Source organism: Hohaiivirga grylli (assembly GCF_039655745.1).
In the GTDB taxonomy this organism is placed as follows: domain Bacteria; phylum Pseudomonadota; class Alphaproteobacteria; order Rhizobiales; family Beijerinckiaceae; genus Hohaiivirga; species Hohaiivirga grylli.
The window spans coordinates 476,087-495,990 of sequence record NZ_JBBYXI010000002.1 but is presented as its reverse complement, the minus strand read 5'-3'; the positions used below and the strand labels follow the sequence as shown (position 1 = coordinate 495,990).

Sequence of the window (19,904 nt, the reverse complement as noted above, 5' to 3'; positions counted from 1 at the left end):
TACATTCATGACTTCTGACAGATTTAGCCTTGTATTGTGGAATCAGCTTTTTAAAGACGCAAGCCACTTTTTACTACACATTATTATCGATGGGCAAAATGCCCATACTTCAAAATTCATGAAGCAGAACTAAAAAAGCCTGTAATTATTAAAATTACGTTCAAGCAATGCGATTTAAGTCATTTTACACGCCATGAGCCGTTAATAATACAGGCTCATGGCAGTTCTATGGCAAGATTTCTTTTATTCCTTAGTTTCAGGACGTTTTTCAATGACCTGGTCGATCAGGCCAAAATCCTTAGCAGCTTCCGGGGACATGAAGTTATCGCGATCAAGCGCCTCTTCAACCTTGGAAAGCTCCTGCCCGGTATGCTTCACATAAATCTCATTCAGACGTCTCTTCAATGCTTCACTTTCGCGCGCATGAATCATGATGTCTGTTACCTGCCCCTGGAAGCCACCAGAAGGCTGATGAACCATGATGCGTGAGTTTGGCAGGGAGAAGCGCATACCAGCCTCACCTGCAGTCAAAAGTAGTGAGCCCATGGAAACGGCCTGACCAACACACAGTGTCGATACCGGACACCGAATGAACTGCATCGTATCGTAGATCGACATACCAGAGGTTACGACGCCACCCGGAGAGTTGATATAAAATGAGATTTCTTTCTTTGGATTATCGGCTTCAAGAAACAGAAGCTGGGCGACAATCAACGAAGCGGAGTAATCATCAACCTGACCTGTCAGAAAGATGATGCGCTCTCTCAGGAGACGGGAATAGATATCGAACTGCCGCTCTCCGCGCGATGACTGCTCAATAACGTACGGAACAAGCGCATTATAAGTAGCGACTGGATCTCTCATATCTTTCTCCTACAAAGATTCGGCCGGGTAACATACCCGGCCGAATCAGAAACAACTTTATTTTAGACTGCAATCTTGCGCCCGCCAACGGGACAAGAATTTTATTCCTTGGCTTTAGTAACCTTGGCTTTCTTTGCAGGTGCCTTTTCAGCAGCAGGCTTAGCCTCTTTCTTGGCTTCAGCCTTAGGCTTATCGTCAGCCTTCTTGGCTTTAGAAGCCTTTGCCTTTGGCTTGTCGTCCTGCTCTTCATCAGCAAAGAGCTCATCACGAGAGACCTTCTGGTCTGTGATCTTGGCCTGCTCAAGAAGAAGATCAACAACCTTTTCTTCAAACAGAGGCGCACGGATTTCAGCCATAGCCTGTGGATTCTTTGTATAGTAATCCCAGACGGCACGTTCCTGACCAGGGAACTGGCGAGCACGCTCAACCAGAGCCTGCGTGACTTCATCGTCAGCGATCTGGACATTGGCATCTTCGCCCATCTTGGCGAGAACCAGTCCAAGACGTACGCGACGTTCGGAAATACGACGGTATTCAGCGCGAGCTTCTTCCTCTGTCGTACCTTCATCAGCGAATGTGCGGTTAGCGGCCTTCAGATCAGCTTCAACCTGAGCCCAGACGCCTGCAAATTCCTGATCAACCAGTGTTGGAGGCAGATCGAACGAATACTTGCTATCCAGAACGTCAAGAAGCTCTTTCTTCACCTTACGGCGGGACTGGGCATCGTAATCGCGCTGAATTGTCTCACGAATCGCGTCCTTGAGCTTATCAAGGGATTCCATGCCGAAAGCTTTAGCCATTTCATCATCGGCCTTGCCTTCTTTACCAGCCTGAACTTCCTTGACCTTGACGTCGAATTCGGCGTCTTTGCCAGCAAGGTGAGCAGCCTGATATTCAGCTGGGAATGTAACTTTCAGAACCTTTTCATCATCAGCCTTAACGCCAACGAGCTGTTCTTCAAAACCTGGAATGAAGGTATTGGAACCGAGTTCAACCGGAACGGCCTCACCCTTGCCACCTTCGAATTCTACGCCGTCGAGCTTACCAACGAAATCAATGATGACGCGGTCGCCCTCAGCAGCCTTACCCTTCTTGGTTTCGAAGGTACGGTTCTGCTTGGACATACGGGAAATTGTTTCGTCGATTTCCTTAGCATCAACTTCTGCAACCTGACGGTTCAGCTTTGTGCCTTTAAGGTCAACGAGTTCAAAAACCGGAAGAACTTCAAGGGAAACGGTGTAGGAAAGGTCTGCCTTAGCATCCATAACCTTTTCAATCTCACCCTGATCTTCTGGGAACTTGATCTGTGGCTCAAGAGCCAGCTTCAGATTATTGTCGCCAACGATCTTCTGGTTAGCTTCGTTGACCATGTTCTGAACAACGTCAGCCATGACCGAACGCCCATAAAGCCGACGGAGGTGACCAGCCGGAACCTTACCTGGGCGGAAGCCATTAATACGCACGCGGCCTTTCAGAGTTTCCAGTTCGCTGGAAAGACGTGTCTCCAGTTCCTTGACTGGGAGAACAACTTTGTATTCACGCTTCAAACCCTGGGACAGTGTTTCCGTCACCTGCATTTTAATAATCCGCTTTCATTCGTTCGAATAACAAGAACCTGAACACTCCAGCGCCAAACCATCAACTTAGTCTTGCGACAAGGAGGTGGCCCAGAATACCCAAGTGGCAAAAATGCCGTGGTGCGGGCGGAGGGACTTGAACCCCCATGACTTTCGTCACTGGAACCTAAATCCAGCGCGTCTACCAATTTCGCCACGCCCGCTCACTCAGACGATCTTTTCCCAAACGGGATAACCGGGTCTATACCACGACAGAAGCCCGATGCACTAAAAAAGTTATCCCCATCCTGCCCTTTCTTTCCGGAAAGATGAACATCACCAATCAGAAGTGAAACAGCAAGATGCTTTCAACTCTTTATCTTACAACTGGTTGTCCCTGTAATCCAGCTATTCAGAGAAAGCAACCTTCAGGCCTTTGTATAATTCACAAAATAAGCCTTTTTCCTTTTAGTTTTCGACAGTTTTAACAAAACCGTACCTTAATTCTTCAGGAAACGTGCCATTTGTGCAGAACCGTTGGCAGCATTTCCGGAACATCCTCTGCAATAAGTCCTGGCCCAAAGTTGCGCGCGGCCTCCGCGTGCAGCCAGACAGCAGCAGAAGCAGCCTCGAATGAGGACATTCCCTGCGCAAGCAGTCCACCAATCATCCCGGCCAAAACATCACCTGTACCAGCCGTTGCCAATAGTGGTGTGCCATTCGTGTTGATACAGACACGGCCATCCGGGGCCGCAATAATCGTATCAGCGCCTTTCAGTACAACCGTTGCCTTTAGATAATTGGCTGCAAATTTCGCCCGTTCTATTTTAGAAAACCCTTTAAGAATTTCATTTTCATTATTGAATAATCTAAAGAACTCACCTTCGTGCGGTGTAACAACCGTATCTGTTTTCTCTGTTAAGCGAGCAAGTGTATCCAGCGATCCGGCAAAGCTTGTCAGGGCATCCGCATCAAGGACTATTGGCCGTCCGGCTTTGACAACTGCCGCAACAAGCTCCTGCGTCCCATTGCCGACACCTAAGGCTGGGCCGAGCACGACAGCATTAAAACGCTTGTCAGCAATAATTCCGTTAAGATCATCAACACTTGCCATTTCGCGGAGCATGATTGCCGTCAGCTGCGAGGCATGAATTGGCACCGATACGGGCGGAGCAGCAATTGTCACCAGCCCTGCCCCTATACGCAAGGCCCCACGCGCCGCCAGCCTTGCAGCACCTGTTGCCGTTATACCGCCAGAGAGTACAAGAGCATGCCCGCGCGTATATTTATGACTGCCATACTCCAGTTGTGGCAGAGCCTCCTGCCAAAATCCGGGACCGTTGGCAAATAATCCTTCATGAACCTGTTCAATGGTTTGGGGACTGATACCAATATCAACAACCGAGAGCTCCCCGACATAAGCGGCCCCCGGATAGAGAAAGTGTCCCGGCTTATATGCGGCAAATGTTACCGTATGTGTCGCCCGGACAGCTTCACCAGAAATTGCTCCCGTATCACCGGAAATACCACTTGGGATATCGACAGATACAATGACCTTACCGGCAGCATTGATACGTTCAACAATATCTAAGGCTTCTCCATCCAATGGACGATTGAGACCAGCTCCAAACAGCGCATCAATGACAACATCAAACTCTTCAAGATTAATTTCACCAACCGAGAACATGGGCTCAGCCCAACGCTCTGCTGCCTCAGCCGCATCACCTTTCAGGTCATCGGCCACACCGAGAAGAGCAACCATAACGTTATAGCTATTCTCAAGAAGGATTCTGGCTGCGATAAATCCATCACCGCCATTATTCCCAGGACCACACACCACTAAGACTTTGGTATGCGTGGGAAAAATTTGCATAATTTTTTCGGCAACACCACGCCCAGCCTGCTCCATTAATTCAATGCCGGGCGCCCCGTAAGAAATCGTTAATTCATCAGCCTTTCGCATAGATGCGACACTGAGGAGCATACTGGAAAATGCGACGTTATTCGCCTTTTCGCCTAGACTCATAATGACCTCCGAAAGACTGCATTGCCAAAGCCAAATCGTAAATGCACAATATTTAGGCAGTCAATGCCTAAACGACCAGCAGAAGAGCCTTTTTGCCAGTTCCATCCGGTCATACGTGATGTTAACACAACTTATGCGCTCCTACTTGCCGGTTCGCAGATTACTTTGAACAGGACAGGGTTACTCATGAAAAAAATCGAAGCCATTATCAAGCCCTTCAAGCTCGATGAGGTGAAGGAAGCCCTTCAGGAAGCGGGCGTACAGGGTATTACAGTTATTGAAGCCAAGGGCTTTGGTCGACAAAAAGGCCACACGGAGCTTTATCGGGGCGCCGAATATGTTGTCGATTTTCTTCCAAAGGTAAAAATTGAGCTTGTGCTGCCAGATGACATGGTAGAGCCAGCTATTGAAGCCATCCGCAAGGCAGCCCAGACAGGCCGCATTGGTGACGGCAAAATTTTTATTTCCCCAGTAGAAGAAGTCATCCGTATCAGAACCGGTGAAACCGGCGCTGATGCCATCTGATCCTCCCTCCTCATCTCCTTTACATCTCCGCTTCGAAAACCGGAGTTTCTCAACAGAGGACTTTTGAAAATGAAGACTGCCAAGGACGTCCTTGCATATATCAAAGAGAATGACGTTAAGTTTGTTGACTTCCGCTTTACTGACCCTCAGGGCAAGTGGCAGCACGTTACGTTTGATTCCAACATGGTTGATGAGGAACTTTTCGCTGATGGAACCATGTTCGATGGTTCCTCTATTGCTGGCTGGAAAGCCATCAATGAATCCGACATGGTTCTGATGCCTGATCCGGCAACTGCGATCATGGATCCATTCTTTGCCGCACCAACCATGTCCATTGTCTGTGACATCCTTGAGCCATCAACAGGTGAGCCATACTCACGCGATCCGCGTGGTATTGCCAAGAAGGCAGAAGCCTTCCTGAAGTCGACAGGTATCGGTGACACAATGTTCATTGGTCCGGAAGCAGAGTTCTTCGTATTTGACGATGTCCGCTTCCAGTCAGACCCTTACAACACAGGCTTCAAGCTTGATGCCACCGAACTGCCAACCAATGGTGACACAGCTTATGAAGGCGGCAACCTCGGCCACCGCATCCCGATGAAGAAGGGTTACTTCCCGGTTCCTCCTCTGGATTCAGGACAGGATATGCGTTCCGAAATGCTGGCTGCCATGGCTGCTATGGGTCTCACGACCGAAAAGCACCACCATGAAGTGGCTTCTGCCCAGCACGAGCTTGGTATGAAGTTCGACACCATGGTCACCATGGGCGATCACATGCAGATTTATAAGTACTGCATCCACAATGTCGCTCAGTCCTACGGCAAGTCGGCAACCTTTATGCCAAAGCCTGTTTATGGTGATAACGGTTCTGGCATGCACGTCCACCAGTCTATCTGGAAAGACGGCAAGCCAGTCTTCGCCGGCAACAAATATGCCGACCTTTCACAGGAAGCCCTGTGGTACATCGGCGGCATCATTAAGCATGCCAAGGCAATCAATGCCTTCACGAACCCATCAACGAACTCCTACAAGCGCCTTGTTCCGGGCTTTGAAGCACCTGTTCTGCTGGCCTATTCAGCCCGCAACCGCTCTGCTTCCTGCCGTATTCCTTGGACAACATCGCCAAAGGCCAAGCGCGTTGAAATTCGCTTCCCTGATCCAACAGCCAACCCATATCTCTGCTTTGCTGCACTGACGATGGCTGGTCTCGATGGCATTCTCAACAAGATCGACCCAGGTTCAGCTATGGACAAGGATCTTTATGATCTGCCGCCACGTGAACTGAAAAAGATCCCAACTGTTTGTGCATCCTTGCGCGAAGCTCTGGTCTGTCTCGACAAAAATCGTAGCTTCCTCAAGACAGGTGGCGTGTTCACAGATGAATTCATCGACAGCTTCATTGCACTGAAGATGGAAGAAGTCATCCGCTTCGAACACACCCCGCATCCGGTTGAGTTCTCAATGTATTACTCCTGCTAATTCCAGCAGATAAATCAGTAAAAGGCCGGTGCCAAAAGCTCCGGCCTTTTCTTTTTACGCAATATAACGATATATGGGGTTATTACTCCCAAGCTTTCCCGAGATATTTGTGATCAAAAAAACCAGCAGAGCACCAGCCAAACACGCCTCCTTGCCATCTAAAGAGGAAATTGTTGCATTCATCAAAGAGAATGGCTCTGCCAAACTCGGAAAGCGCGAGATTGCGCGTGCTTTTAATATACATGCGGGAGATCGAATCTGGCTTAAGCAGATGCTTAAAGAGCTGGAATACCAAGGTATTGTCGACAGACGCCATAAAAAGCTGAACGCAAAAGGGCGTTTAACCTCAACTGTCATCGCAGAAATTACAGGCAGGGACAAAGACGGCGAGCTTATTGCACAGCCAGTCGAATGGACTGAAGAGCAAGGAACGCCTCCCAAGATTATCGTCACACTTCCCCGAAAGCCCCGCCCTGGCTTACGTATGCCGGGCATCGGCGATCAGGTCGTCCTGCGCGTAGAACCGCTGCGAGAAGAAGGTGCCAATGTTTATGGTGGCCGTCTCGTGAAAACAATTGGCAAAAACAAAGCACAGACACTCGGTATTATCCGTGAGCATCCCGATGGTACGTTACGATTTGTGCCAGTGGATAAAAAAGCCCGTGGAGGCGAGCTAACGGTCAAAGTCGAAGAAGGCTCAGAAAGCGCGAAAGATGGCGATCTGGTCAGCATCACCCTTAGCAAGACAGGGCGCTTTGGCGCACAACAGGCTAAAATCAAAGAAAAACACGGAACAATCAAAAGTGAGCGCGCTATCAGCCTGATTGCCCTCCATTCGCATGATATTCCTTATGTTTTCCCGGATCAGGTTCTTGCAGAGGCAGATGAAGCAACACAGGTAACCATGGCAGGCCGTGAAGACTGGCGCAAAATGCCAATCATCACAATTGACCCGCCAGATGCCAAAGATCACGATGACGCGGTTTATGCAGAAGCAGACCCTTCCCCCGATAATCCAGGCGGTTATATTGTAACGGTCGCGATTGCTGATGTGGCCGCTTATGTAAAGCCCGGTACAGCATTAGACCGTGAAGCTTTAAAGCGTGGCAACTCGGTTTACTTTCCCGATCGCGTCGTCCCAATGCTGCCAGAACGTATTTCAAACGATCTGTGCTCATTACGCCCCAATGAGGCCCGCCCTGCCCTTGCTGTCAGAATGATACTCGGAGCGGACGGCAAGAAACGCAGCCACAGTTTTCACCGTGTTATGATCAGCTCTGCCGCCAAGCTTTCCTATGTGCAGGCTCAGGCGGCCATTGATGGCAAACCGGATGATATAACCGGCCCATTACTTGATAATGTTCTGAAACCGCTCTGGGCTGCATATGGAGCCGCTTGTAAGGCACGCGATCAGCGTTCACCACTTAATCTTGACCTGCCGGAGCGTAAACTCATTCTAAAGCCGGACGGGACAATTGACCGGGTCTTTGTACCTGAACGTCTGGATGCCCATAAACTTATCGAAGAATTTATGATTCTGGCTAACGTCTGTGCGGCTGAAAGCCTTGAGAAGGAACGGTATGATGTTATCTACCGTGTTCACGATGAGCCTTCGATTGAAAAGCTTCGGGCACTTTCGGACGTACTTGGTTCCATTGGTCTTAAAATGCCACGTCAGGGCGGTATCAGACCTTCCATGTTCAATGGCATCCTGAGTGCTTTGGCAAACTCAGAACATCGCCTCTTTATCAACGAAGTCGTTCTGCGCAGTCAGGCGCAGGCTGAATACTCCGTCGATAATTATGGTCACTTCGGGCTGAACCTGCGCCGCTACGCCCATTTCACCTCACCTATTCGCCGTTATGCGGATTTGACCGTTCACCGGGCCCTGATCTCAGCTCTGAAACTTGGTAAAGACGGGGTCCCAGCTTCGCAGACACGCGAGCAACTGGCTGAAGTTGCAGCAAGCATCTCTGTTTCAGAGCGCCGCGCGATGACAGCTGAGCGCGAAACGATTGATAGACTGATTGCCCATTTCCTTTCAGATAAGATTGGCGCAACCTTCCGTGGACAGGTTTCAGGGGTTACCAAGTCCGGGCTTTTCGTCAAGCTTGATGATACGGGTGCGGATGGTTTCATTCCTGCAGCAACGGTTGGGGCTGATTATTATCGGTATGATGAGAAGCAGCATGCCCTGATTGGTGATCGCACAGGTGAAACCTACCGCCTGGGCGATGCTGTTGAGGTTAAACTTGTAGAAGCCGCACCTATTGCAGGGGCCTTGCGGTTTGAGCTTCTCTCAGACGGCAAGTTTAATGGGAAGATCAAAGGCAGACGCCTGAAAGTTAAAGACAACAAGAAAAACAAGAAGGCCCATAAGCCACCCAAAAGCAAACGGAGGAAACAGTGACAAAGAAAACTGCGCGTGTTTCAACTGACAGCTTTCTCAACTTCATGACGAAAGAAGCGAAGTATTCTCCTTCAGGAAATACACCGCGCATCAGCCCCCGTGATTCTGCATCACTGATTATTCTGGATAAGAGCAACCGCTCACCAAAGGTGCTGATGGGGCGCAGAAGCCCCAATCAGCGCTTCATGCCCGGTAAATTCGTATTTCCCGGCGGCAGTGTTGAACCAGCTGACAGGCGTATGCCTGTTATGGGTGCCTTATCATCCCGGACAGAGCGTGCATTGCAGACTTGTGTCTCACGGCCATCCTCCAACAGATGTCGCGCCCTCGCCCTTTCCGCCATTCGTGAAACCTATGAAGAAACCGGCATTATGCTGGGTAGCAAAGATTACGGTGCCCCGGATGCCCCGGCAGATTCCATCTGGAAGAAATTTGAGGAAGCTGGCGTCTTCCCCGACATTGAACAACTCTCATTCGTTGCCAGAGCCATTACCCCTCCAGGATTGCTGAAAAGATTTGATACTCGCTTCTTCATCGTTGACCGCAAGGCCATAGCCGAAGAACACAGCGGTTTCGTTGGCCCTGACGAGGAACTGACAGAGCTTGTATGGGTTCCACTCAAAGAGGCAGAAGACCTCGACACCTATATGATTACAAAAACCATTCTTCAGGAATTGAAACAGCGCATTTCAGGCGGTTTATCCGAGCTCCTGCCTATTCCGTTCTATCATGTGAAGCACAGAAAAGCGGTTCGGGAGCTGATTTAGGATCAGATTGTGAAGAATTTTTCTGGAGTTATTGCGGAAACCCTTGACGTTTGCGCCAGAATTGGGCATTGAGTGCTCAGAGAATTTCGGTCGGGTGTTCCCGGCAGTTTTTATATGGCCGGGGTCTTCCCGGCTTTGATATTCCCGAAAGCCTTAAAAGCTAAGGGAAATCATTGATGAGGATCCGACCATGGCTAAAGCCGTAACAATTAAAGTGAAGCTCGCTTCCACCGCTGACACCGGGTATTTCTATGTCACAAAGAAGAACTCCCGTACTCAGACTGAAAAGCTGAGCTTCAAGAAGTACGACCCAGTTGCTAAGAAGCACGTTGAGTTCAAAGAAACCAAAATCAAGTAAGATTTCGGTACGTTATTCAAAACCCCGCTTTTCAGCGGGGTTTTTTATTGGTCAGAGCTGCTTCCGAAAACCTTCATGGCTCTTGAGATAGCCATTCTTCTCATAGAAACCATGAGCCCGTATTCTGACTTTCTTTGATGTCAGGGCAACAGATTTTGCACCCTGCTCTTTGGCGTGCTTTTCAGTGAACTCCAAAATAATACGCCCAATCCCGGCTGAGCGGTGATGTTGAGAAACATGCACACCTTCAAGAACAACACGATGTGCACCACCACCAAAAATAACAGGAATGAATACCAACGTGAAAGTGCCAACAATCTCACCATCGATGAGAACGGAGTAGAGATTGCTGTTCTCGCTAACCTGCACCTTTTCAAAAGCGGCGTAATAAGCTGGAGCACTTTCCTCTGTCCAGCGATCACTCTGGTTAAACTCATCTTCTGCAAAGAGGTGAACAAGCGCCTCAAGATCATCCCGATGAGCTAAGCGGATAGAAATATTTTTATTGGAAAGCGTCACAATCCCCACCATTCAAAATCAAGAACACGCATCATATTGCGCTACACCTTGCGAAAAGCCAACTGCCATTCACAGGAACAAATGATCAGAAATATAATGAGGAGAGAAAGTGTCTGGCTGGAAGCACTTATGAGGAGGCATAGTAACTTCCAGCCAGCGAGTCCTTATACCCAGGAGATGCGGCGGACCTGAGCAACCGGGACTATTCGAAACCGTAGGAGTTATACTCCAGAGCTTGTACAATACGGCGGTTATTCAGGAAAGACAAGCATATCTTGTGCGAATCAACAGTGCTGGAAGACAGCTGCCTACGAGATATCGTATCTCAGACGTCTTTGGCTTCCAGATATGTCTTTACAGTTTCGAGGAACTTGGCAATTGAGATTGGCTTGGAAAGATAGGCTTCACAGCCACCTTCACGGATTTTTTCCTCATCGCCCTTCATTGCAAAAGCTGTAACGGCAATCACAGGGATAGACTTAAGTTCATCATCCTGCTTCAGCCAACGTGTGACCTCTAGCCCCGAGACTTCCGGCAACTGAATATCCATAAGGATCAGATCTGGCTTATGCTCACGCGCCAGATCCATTGCCTCCAGACCATGGGCAGTTTGCAGGGTATTATACCCATGAGCTTGCAGTAGGTCGTTGAAGAGCTTCATATTAAGCTCATTATCTTCAACGATGAGAACTGTCTTTTTCATACATTAGCTCCGCAAACTGAACTTTTAAAATTTAACATAGAACAAGCTCTCACATAAGCCTGCGCTAATCTGGTATTATGCTACAATCCTATTGTAAGCGATTTTACGCAGAACAACAGACAATACCGCAAACGTGCCTAAGCAATGTTTACCAAAGAGGATTTTATGGTCGAACCTGATGATATTGCTCTCAAAATTTTAAATGCTCTTGCGATCGACCCGGAGCGTTTAGGGCGTTTTATCGATATGACAGGCTTACGAGCAGATACAATCCGGGAAGCAACCAGAAGAAAAGAGTTCTGGATTGCCCTTTACGACTACATTGCTTCTGACGAGCCACTGTTACTCGCAATAGCGGCGGAAATTGGAGAAAAGCCGGAAAGCATTATTGCCGCACAGCAACGTCTCTCTCCACCGGAACACTTTGAATAAACTGAAATGACAACAGCCTCTGCTTTCTTCTGTCGGGATTGCCTGACCGTCTGTAAGACGGATGAAGAAACACGCTGTTCTCACTGCGGCTCTCCTCGCCTTCTTAAACATCAGGGTCTTGAAACACTCTCAATCGCTCACATTGATTGCGACGCTTTCTACGCATCAATTGAAAAAAGAGACAATCCGGAAATCATGAACAAGCCCGTCATTATTGGTGGCGGAAAAAGAGGTGTCGTCTCAACAGCATGTTATTTGGCGCGCATTCGCGGTGTCCGCTCTGCCATGCCGATGTTCAAGGCTCGGCAGCTCTGCCCGGAAGCTGTTGTTGTCCCGCCCAATATCGACAAGTACAAAGTTGTCAGCCGGGAAATCCGCCAGATGATGCTGGAATTGACACCCCTTGTGGAACCACTTTCCATTGACGAGGCCTTTCTTGATCTCTCCGGTACCGAGCGCTTACACCATGGTATCCCCGCCCTGACACTGGCCAAACTTGCAAGACGAATTGAGAATGAGCTCAACCTCACGGTTTCTGTTGGCCTCTCATACAACAAGTTTCTTGCCAAAGTTGCTTCGGATTTGGAGAAGCCTCGCGGCTTTTCGGTTATTACACGGGAAGAAGCTGTATCATTTCTGGCAGATAAGCCGGTCGGCATTATTTATGGCGTTGGCCCTGCCGCTCAGGAACGTCTGGCCAAAATTGGCATTACAAAAATAAAACAGATTCAGCTTGCCCCTCTCGACAAACTTGCCGGCGCCATTGGTAACGATGTCCTGCGTCTTCTGGCACTCTCTCGTGGTGAAGACAAACGACGCGTAGAACCAGTCCATGAAGTTAAAAGCATCTCCAATGAAACAACTTTCGAGACTGATATTTCTTCATATGAAGAGCTGGAAACCATCCTGTGGCGCTTGTCTGAAAAAGTCTCACAGCGCATGAAGCATGCAGGTTTTGCAACAACCAGCGTCACATTGAAGCTCAAAGACAACAAGTTCCAGACAATCAGCCGTGTTCGATCTGGGTTGCCACCAACACAGCTTGCTGCCCGTATTTTTGATGTCGCGCGTCAAATCCTTAAAAAGGAATGCGAAAAACCTCGCGCCTATCGTTTGATTGGTGTTGGAGCAACAGAACTATGTGACCCAACAGAGGCTGATCAGGGTGATCTGGCCGATACAACAGTTATTAAAACCGCCCAGATGGAAGGTGCCATTGATAGTCTACGCCAAAAATTCGGAGCAAATGCCATCAAGAAAGGGATTTCCCTCAGGCGTTCCTGATTTAAGGATTACAACTCTGAACAGGCAGGAATTTCAGTTCCTTCAATTCTGCTTTAACTGAAAAATCGCTATAGTTGATTATCACATTGCGATTGATGCCGTTTTCATAGACTTCAGCAGATATGGCGTAAGATGGCACGCGCTCACCGACACTCTCGGCATCCTGCTTAAAATAGGTTGTCTTAATCGGCCAGCGGGCAAGTTTCTGTAACTCAGGCACCCGTGCAGCCTCTTCAACCTCACCCTCACCCGGTTCTATACGTTTGCCGATAATAGCAAACGTTTCAAAACTGGTCTTACCATCATCTGTGCCATCATAAATTTTTGATGAAACAAGCTTTACACCGTTGAGAGCAGAGCTGATAAGCTTTCTTTCCCAAGATGTTGGAAGGGAAATCTCACCTTTTTCCTGAATCTGTTCTTTTTCAGGTTTACTCAGGCGAACCTGTAGCTCATTGCCATCGACAATAATAGCCTCACCTGCAGTTTCTTCGATAATACGATTATTGGCTTTGCTCTGATTTTTAAACCTGAGCGTCTTGCCATCACCACTCTCAAAAGAGCTGTTCGATGAATCAATAGTGCTCTGACCATTCTCAGTCTGAATCGTTACAACCTGCCGGGCATTGAACACGAAGCCCTCACAAGCATTACCGGTCTGCTCATAGACCAGTCTTCCATTGATGCCTTCAATCCCCTTATTCTCAGAGGTCTCATCAATACGAAGATCATAAACAGCGCGGTATGATGCAAAAGGCACTGAGCCGACAGCCGTCGGTGCCGCATACGCACTGGTTAAGAACAAGAAACAGACAGAAGTACTTACCCCTGATACTAGGCTAATGATACGCATGTATTCCTCGCTTGACGCTCAGAGGTGGCTCTCTATGTTTAACCTGAGACTAAGCATTTTAACTTAGTTTGCAATCTGGCAATTGTCTGTAACATTCGTTACTTCAAATATACCTCACACTCATGAAGCCCGCTTTATCAGCAGGCAGCATTTTACTTTAACTAGATAGTTTGACGGGAATTTCCATGTCTAAAATAGAACAGCGCCTTGCAGAATTGAATATCACCCTTCCAACACCTGCAGCCCCTGTTGCCAATTATGTTGGCTTTATCAGAAGCGGAAATCAGGTCATTATTTCAGGACAACTGTGCCTGAACGCAGGAAAACTCTCCCATACCGGTAAAGTGGGTGCTTCAGTCTCCAAGGAAGAAGCCAAGGAGGCTGCCCGTTACTGTGCAATAAATGTCTTGGCACAACTGAAGGCAGCAGCCGGAAGCCTGGATAACGTTGCACAATGCATTCGCCTCGGTGGCTTCATCAATTCAGACCCGGCATTTGCAGATCTCGCCTATGTCATGAATGGCGCATCGGACCTGATGGTTGAGGTGTTTGGAGATCAGGGTAAACACGCCCGCTCAACCGTTGGCGTTGCAGAACTTCCACTTGATGCCGCGGTTGAAGTTGAGGCTCTCTTTGAAATAAAAGCCTGAACTTAAAAATAAAGGGGAGCTTAGCTCCCCTTTTTATCAGAAGTGGCTGAGTATCAGTTTAAAGCCACTGATCAACGCCTCTGGCGTTGTGCCCATAAGGGCAATAATCCCAAGTGCAGCATAATAAATACCGATAAGAATCAACGGTACAAAAATCCAACCTAAAAGCTCTTCAAACCAGACACGCCGGCGGCGGCGCAGCCAGCGCTTTTCTTTGGCAGTCCGATGCTTAAAGCTGTCCTGCAAAGCCTTGTTCGCCAGTTTCTTTTCTTTCCGCTTTTCCCAGAAAGACTTCTTTGCAGGCTTTTCGGCCACCTGCGGCGCAGGCGCAGCTGTTCTATCCCCAGCCACAACTTCAGGTGCTGCAACAGTGCTATCCAATGTTTTTTCTGGCTCAACCTGTACCTGGGAAACAATCTCACTCAGGCGCGCCATAGGATCACTCAAATCAGCTTCCTGACCGTCATCACTATTCAGACTGACCTGTTGATTAAATGTCATGTTTGGCTGTGCCGTAAAATGCCCTGAAGCCTTACCGGTTTCAGCCGTAAGCGTGCCCGCCTCTACTTTCCCATCTTTAGCAGAAGCTGGCTTTGTCTTCTTAATTTCCGTATCTGGAGAGGTCTCTCCAGATACGTCTTTAGGATTCGTCATACACGCACCGGTAATTTGGGTCCGGATCCAGCTCCATCACCCTTCTCATCTGATCCCTTCGACTTAACGACCTTAGATGTTTTCGTATAGTCCCGAGATTTATTTTTTCCGCTTTTATTGCCGCTATCCTCAACATTGCCCTTTGTCTTTGGGCTAACAGAGCCATCGTCAGGATATTCGAATGCAAGCTTTGCAAGGCCGTTTTCGTCTTTTTCAACGATGACCTTAACAATACCACCATTCTTGAGACGACCGAACAGAAGCTCTTCAGCAAGAGGAGTTTTAATGGCACTCTGAATCAGGCGTCCCATAGGACGGGCACCCATAGCTTCATCATAACCATGCTCGACAAGCCAGCTACGTGCCTCATCAGAGAGTTCGATCATGGCATTACGATCAGCCATCTGCATTTCAAGCTGTGCAATGAATTTATCGACAACCTGAGCCACAACTTCCTTCTGCAGATGCGAGAAGGAAATGATGGCATCAAGACGGTTCCGGAACTCTGGCGAGAATAAACGATTGATTGCTTCCGTATCATCACCTTCACGCTTCTGTCGTGTGAAGCCAAATGCCGGGCGAACAAGATCAGCAGCACCAGCATTGGTTGTCATGATGAGAATGACATTACGGAAATCAATCTGCTTGCCGTTATGATCTGTCAGACGTCCATTATCCATGATCTGCAGCAGGATATTGAAAAGATCCGGGTGGGCCTTTTCAATTTCGTCAAGCAACAGAACACAATGCGGATGCTGGTCAACGCCATCCGTCAGCAGGCCACCCTGATCAAAACCGACATAACCGGGAGGTGCACCTATCAGGCGGCTTACGGTATGCCGTTCCATATATTCAGACATATCAAAGCGGAGCAGTTCCACGCCAAGAGTCTTGGCCAACTGCTTGGCAACCTCTGTCTTACCGACACCCGTTGGACCCGCAAACAGGTAAGAACCAATTGGCTTATCCTGATCACGCAATCCTGCCCGGGCCAGTTTAATAGCCGAGCTCAGGGCATCAATAGCCTGATCCTGACCATAAACAATCCGCTTCAGGCTTGTCTGCAGATTGGACAGTACGATACTGTCATCTTTCGACACACTCTTGGGCGGAATGCGGGCGATTGATGCAACTGTTGCCTCAATCTCTTTAACGCCAATTGTCTTGCGACGCTTACCCTCCGGCTGCAGCATCTGGAAGGCACCGCTTTCATCGAGGACATCAATTGCCTTATCGGGCAGCTTTCTGTCAGTAATGTAGCGCGCTGAAAGCTCAACCGCAGCCTTCACGGCTTCATTCGTAAAGCGCAGCTTATGAAACTCTTCGAAATAAGGTTTCAGACCTTTAAGAATTTCAATGGTATCCGCAACAGACGGCTCATTGACATCAATCTTCTGGAAGCGACGAACAAGAGCACGATCCTTTTCGAAATACTGGCGATATTCCTTATAGGTCGTCGACCCGATACACCGCAGGGTTCCCTGAGCAAGAGCAGGCTTGAGAAGGTTTGAAGCATCCATAGAGCCGCCGGATGTTGCACCAGCTCCGATTACTGTATGGATTTCATCAATAAACAGAATGGCATTCGGATGCGCCTCAATTTCAGTCACAACCTGCTTCAGGCGCTCTTCAAAATCCCCACGATAACGTGTCCCAGCCAGCAGAACGCCCATATCAAGAGCGAACACCGTTGAGCCAGCCAGCACTTCGGGGACATCACCGAGAACAATCTTACGGGCCAGACCTTCAGCAATAGCGGTTTTGCCAACACCCGGATCACCAACCAGAAGCGGGTTATTCTTATGGCGGCGGCAAAGCACCTGAATGGTCCGCATAACTTCCTGCTGACGACCAATAAGCGGATCAATCTTACCTTCACGAGCCTTCTGGTTAAGGTTCACACAATAAGACGACAAAGCATCCTTTTTCTTGGAAGCTCCACCCTCGCCTTCGTCGGTATGGGCAGAGCCAAGCTCTGGAGCTTCTTCGTCAACACCTCGTGGCGGACGGTTATCGGAAAGGCCCGGGCGCTTCGCAATACCATGACTGATGTAATTGACCGCATCATAACGGGTCATATCCTGCTCCTGCAGGAAATAAGCCGCGTGGCTTTCACGTTCAGCAAATAATGCAACCAGAACGTTTGCACCTGTTACCTCTTCACGGCCCGATGACTGGACGTGAATGACGGCTCGCTGGATAACACGCTGAAAACCTGCCGTGGGCTTGGCTTCATGGTGCACTTCCGTGATCAGACTGATGAGTTCTGTATCGATATACTCCGTCAGGCTGCGTCGCAGAACGTCGAGATCAACATTACAGGCGCGCATAACAGCTGCTGCGTCCGTATCATCGATCAAAGACAATAACAGATGCTCCAACGTGGCATACTCGTGCCGCCGCTGCCCGGCAATGGCCAGAGCGCGATGGAGCGCTTTTTCTAGGCTGCGTGAGAAACTCGGCATGAACTTTATCCCTGTATGAGGTGACAATAGCTGAAGGAGCAGAACAACCCTTCGGAGGCTATTAGATTACTCTTTCACAAAATAATCTAGGGCGGGAAAAGCCACCTGATAAGGCTCTCTCATCAGGTCTTCTCCATAACACATTGTAGGGGGTGATTATTCTTACGTGAAAAGTCCATCACCTGCGTCACTTTCGTCTCGGCAATCTCATATGTATAGATACCGCACTCACCCACGCCAGTGTGATGAACCGTAAGCATTATTCGCGTTGCATCTTCAGGGCTTTTGTTAAAAAAACGCTCCAGAATATACTGAACGAATTCCATCGGGGTATAGTCATCATTCAATAGTAGAACCCGGTAAAGACTTGGTCTTTTCAATTTGGGCCTTATCTTTGTCATGAGAGAAGTATTGTCATGACCATCACCTCCCTCATCACCTGATGAGAGATAATGGCTACCTGAAAGTTCTTCCGGTTTCATTCCCCTGCTCATAACACCCAACGTACTCCCGACATAACCTTAAGGCCTCGCATTGCACCCGCTTAGTGAGAGCCTGCCCCTAAAGCATTCCTGCGTTCTTAAATATTTATTCTTACCACTACTGCTCGGAGAAAATTTACGCAGTCCTTATAAAATATGACTTTAACAGATCAGAAACAAGCAAATTAACCACCTCTGTTAACGAACCCGTAACCTCAACCATCTACTGTGAACATATGTGCTTTTATGGCAACAGCTTATTCGTTGCCAGATTGCTTGTTGTGGGAAGCTTTAAAAGGCTCGATATTATGTTTCAAGGTTGCGTACGAAATAAACGCCAGATTATGACGGGAATCATCGGCGGTGTTCTGGCATTATGCATTGCGGTTTCTCCAGCAGATGCCAAACGCCGCTCAGCTGCAGCGAAATCGGCTGGAGGTTACAATCCTCCTTATGCTGATATGGTTGTGGATGTTAAAACTGGTAAAATCCTCCATGCAACCAATCCTGATGCATTGCGTCATCCGGCCTCCATTACCAAGGTAATGACATTGTATCTGCTGTTTGAGCAGCTTGATCGTGGCAGCCTAAGCCTCAGCTCACGCCTGCGTGTCTCTGCCAATGCAGCAAAACAGCCCCCTTCCAAGCTCGGCGTCAAAGCAGGCCAGACGATTAGTGTCGAAGATTCCATCAAGGCACTGGTAACCCGTTCAGCTAACGACGTTGCAGTTGTGATTGCTGAGAACCTTGGTGGTTCAGAGTCAGCCTTTGCAAACATGATGACAAAGAAGGCCCGTGCACTCGGCATGTCCCGTACAACATACCGCAATGCTTCCGGCCTACCGAACCCAGGTCAGATTACCACAGCTCGCGACCTGACAGTTCTGGCCCGTGCCATTCAGGATCGTTTCCCACGCTATTACGGTTACTTCCAAACCCGCAGCTTTGAGTATGGCAATCAGGTCATTGGCAACCATAATCGTCTTCTTGGTCGCATTGATGGCGTTGACGGTATTAAAACAGGCTATACTCGCGCTTCTGGCTTCAATCTGATGACCAATGCCAAGACCTCGGATCGGCACGTTGTTGCTGTTGTACTTGGTGGCAAATCTTCTGCATCCCGCGACAATATCATGGCCTCACTGGTTACAAACGGTATCAGCCGCGCTTATGCCGGAGCTCGTCAGACACCGGTTGTTGCAGAAGCTGCAACAACACGTCGTAAAACAACAGTTGCCAGTGCTGACCTGACAAGCGTTCAGGAAGATGCAGTTGATACAACAGCGTCAACATCGCTTCCACCAGCACGTCCGCGCATAGTTGCAACAAACACGGCACCACGTGCAAACAAGCAGGTTCGAGCCGTTGTCGCCTCTGCCTCTACATCTGCCGACATTCCAACGGCTTCAACAAAGCCAAATATGCGCTGGAAGACCGGTGCCCAGTCTGCCGTTCCAGCAACAGCTAATGCTTATGCCGCACCAGCCCCTGAGCAGCAGTCAGAGCTGACAAAGATGTTAGCCCAGAACGGTGGATCAGCCTCCAAGGCCGAAGCACGTGTAAAGGTTTCTGGCTGGGTTATTCAGCTTGGTGCATCTGACAGCGAAGATAAGGCTAAGGACCTGCTGAGCAAAGCCAAGACAAAGACCGGTAAAGCCCTCGCAAAGGCTTCACCTTTCACTGAAAAGGTCAATGCCTCCGGTTCTATTCTCTATCGTGCCCGTTTCTCAGGCTTTACCGAGCAGGCTGACGCACAAAATGCATGTAAGACATTGAAGCAGAATGGTTTCGCCTGCTTCGCGTCACGTGGCTGATGACTTACGGTTGCAGAAGATAAGTTCATCTTCTGCAATCAACTGACCAGGCCATTTAATTTA

At 48.8% G+C, this 19,904-nt stretch carries 18 protein-coding genes and 1 tRNA gene; 9 read left to right on the top strand and 10 right to left on the bottom strand.

Annotated elements, in window-relative coordinates:
- Positions 1–243: 243 nt before the first annotated feature.
- The 4 genes from WJT86_RS06695 to WJT86_RS06680 all read right to left on the bottom strand — a co-directional run bounded on the left by WJT86_RS06695 (position 244) and on the right by WJT86_RS06680 (position 4,446).
- Complete coding sequence (locus tag WJT86_RS06695) at positions 244–864, bottom strand: ATP-dependent Clp protease proteolytic subunit (protein ID WP_346336759.1); 621 nt, start codon at positions 862–864, stop codon at positions 244–246.
- A 101-nt stretch (positions 865–965) separates the two neighbouring features.
- Positions 966–2,441 carry a trigger factor gene (gene tig / locus WJT86_RS06690; protein ID WP_346336758.1) on the bottom strand — a complete coding sequence of 492 codons (1,476 nt, stop codon included), beginning with the start codon at positions 2,439–2,441 and terminating at the stop codon, positions 966–968.
- Between the two features lie 118 nt (positions 2,442–2,559).
- Positions 2,560–2,644, bottom strand: a tRNA-Leu gene (locus tag WJT86_RS06685).
- A gap of 284 nt (positions 2,645–2,928) precedes the next feature.
- A complete protein-coding gene (locus WJT86_RS06680; protein ID WP_346336757.1) occupies positions 2,929–4,446 on the bottom strand; it encodes an NAD(P)H-hydrate dehydratase in 1,518 nt (505 codons plus the stop codon).
- A 186-nt stretch (positions 4,447–4,632) separates the two neighbouring features.
- On the opposite strand from WJT86_RS06680, the gene WJT86_RS06675 reads away from it, so the two are divergent.
- The 5 genes from WJT86_RS06675 to rpmG all read left to right on the top strand — a co-directional run bounded on the left by WJT86_RS06675 (position 4,633) and on the right by rpmG (position 9,985).
- Positions 4,633–4,971, top strand: a complete 339-nt coding sequence (locus WJT86_RS06675; protein WP_346337062.1) for a P-II family nitrogen regulator — start codon at positions 4,633–4,635, stop codon at positions 4,969–4,971.
- A 69-nt stretch (positions 4,972–5,040) separates the two neighbouring features.
- A complete protein-coding gene (gene glnA, locus WJT86_RS06670; protein WP_346336756.1) occupies positions 5,041–6,450 on the top strand; it encodes a type I glutamate--ammonia ligase in 1,410 nt (469 codons plus the stop codon).
- 73 nt (positions 6,451–6,523) lie between these two features.
- Complete coding sequence (gene rnr / locus WJT86_RS06665) at positions 6,524–8,860, top strand: ribonuclease R (protein WP_407066917.1); 2,337 nt, start codon at positions 6,524–6,526, stop codon at positions 8,858–8,860.
- The gene (locus WJT86_RS06660) at positions 8,857–9,627 is read left to right on the top strand and encodes an NUDIX hydrolase (protein WP_346336754.1); all 771 of its coding nucleotides are present in this window, start codon (positions 8,857–8,859) and stop codon (positions 9,625–9,627) included. Before rnr ends, WJT86_RS06660 begins: the two co-directional genes overlap by 4 nt.
- Before the next feature lie 190 nt (positions 9,628–9,817).
- On the top strand, positions 9,818–9,985 hold the full coding sequence (gene rpmG / locus WJT86_RS06655) for a 50S ribosomal protein L33 (RefSeq protein ID WP_346336753.1): 168 nt from the start codon (positions 9,818–9,820) through the stop codon (positions 9,983–9,985).
- A gap of 51 nt (positions 9,986–10,036) precedes the next feature.
- Here rpmG and WJT86_RS06650 read toward each other — a convergent pair whose 3' ends face one another.
- Both WJT86_RS06650 and WJT86_RS06645 read right to left on the bottom strand, forming a co-directional pair.
- Positions 10,037–10,504: a GNAT family N-acetyltransferase gene (locus WJT86_RS06650; RefSeq protein ID WP_346336751.1), complete on the bottom strand. Its 468-nt coding sequence runs from the start codon at positions 10,502–10,504 to the stop codon at positions 10,037–10,039.
- 325 nt (positions 10,505–10,829) lie between these two features.
- Entirely contained in the window at positions 10,830–11,207 is a 378-nt protein-coding gene (locus tag WJT86_RS06645) for a response regulator (RefSeq protein ID WP_346336749.1), read from the bottom strand.
- Between the two features lie 165 nt (positions 11,208–11,372).
- On the opposite strand from WJT86_RS06645, the gene WJT86_RS06640 reads away from it, so the two are divergent.
- Positions 11,373–11,639: a DUF3572 domain-containing protein gene (locus WJT86_RS06640; RefSeq protein ID WP_346336747.1), complete on the top strand. Its 267-nt coding sequence runs from the start codon at positions 11,373–11,375 to the stop codon at positions 11,637–11,639.
- Between the two features lie 6 nt (positions 11,640–11,645).
- Positions 11,646–12,923 carry a DNA polymerase IV gene (locus WJT86_RS06635; RefSeq protein WP_346336745.1) on the top strand — a complete coding sequence of 426 codons (1,278 nt, stop codon included), beginning with the start codon at positions 11,646–11,648 and terminating at the stop codon, positions 12,921–12,923.
- Position 12,924: 1 nt separating this feature from the next.
- Here the strand turns inward: WJT86_RS06635 and WJT86_RS06630 are convergent, their stop codons facing one another.
- On the bottom strand, positions 12,925–13,683 hold the full coding sequence (locus tag WJT86_RS06630) for an EipB family protein (RefSeq protein WP_346336744.1): 759 nt from the start codon (positions 13,681–13,683) through the stop codon (positions 12,925–12,927).
- 278 nt (positions 13,684–13,961) lie between these two features.
- On the opposite strand from WJT86_RS06630, the gene WJT86_RS06625 reads away from it, so the two are divergent.
- On the top strand, positions 13,962–14,426 hold the full coding sequence (locus tag WJT86_RS06625) for a RidA family protein (protein WP_346336743.1): 465 nt from the start codon (positions 13,962–13,964) through the stop codon (positions 14,424–14,426).
- A gap of 36 nt (positions 14,427–14,462) precedes the next feature.
- Here WJT86_RS06625 and WJT86_RS06620 read toward each other — a convergent pair whose 3' ends face one another.
- From WJT86_RS06620 to clpS, 3 genes are all read right to left on the bottom strand, one after another.
- Positions 14,463–15,080, bottom strand: coding sequence for a hypothetical protein (locus WJT86_RS06620; protein ID WP_346336742.1), 618 nt, complete (start codon positions 15,078–15,080; stop codon positions 14,463–14,465).
- Positions 15,077–17,545, bottom strand: coding sequence for an ATP-dependent Clp protease ATP-binding subunit ClpA (clpA, locus tag WJT86_RS06615; protein ID WP_346336741.1), 2,469 nt, complete (start codon positions 17,543–17,545; stop codon positions 15,077–15,079). Before clpA ends, WJT86_RS06620 begins: the two co-directional genes overlap by 4 nt.
- Before the next feature lie 122 nt (positions 17,546–17,667).
- Positions 17,668–18,027, bottom strand: coding sequence for an ATP-dependent Clp protease adapter ClpS (gene clpS, locus WJT86_RS06610; RefSeq protein ID WP_346336739.1), 360 nt, complete (start codon positions 18,025–18,027; stop codon positions 17,668–17,670).
- Between the two features lie 344 nt (positions 18,028–18,371).
- Between clpS and WJT86_RS06605 the strand changes: the two genes are divergently transcribed.
- Positions 18,372–19,841: a D-alanyl-D-alanine carboxypeptidase gene (locus WJT86_RS06605; RefSeq protein ID WP_346337061.1), complete on the top strand. Its 1,470-nt coding sequence runs from the start codon at positions 18,372–18,374 to the stop codon at positions 19,839–19,841.
- The last annotated feature ends 63 nt before the right edge of the window (positions 19,842–19,904 follow it).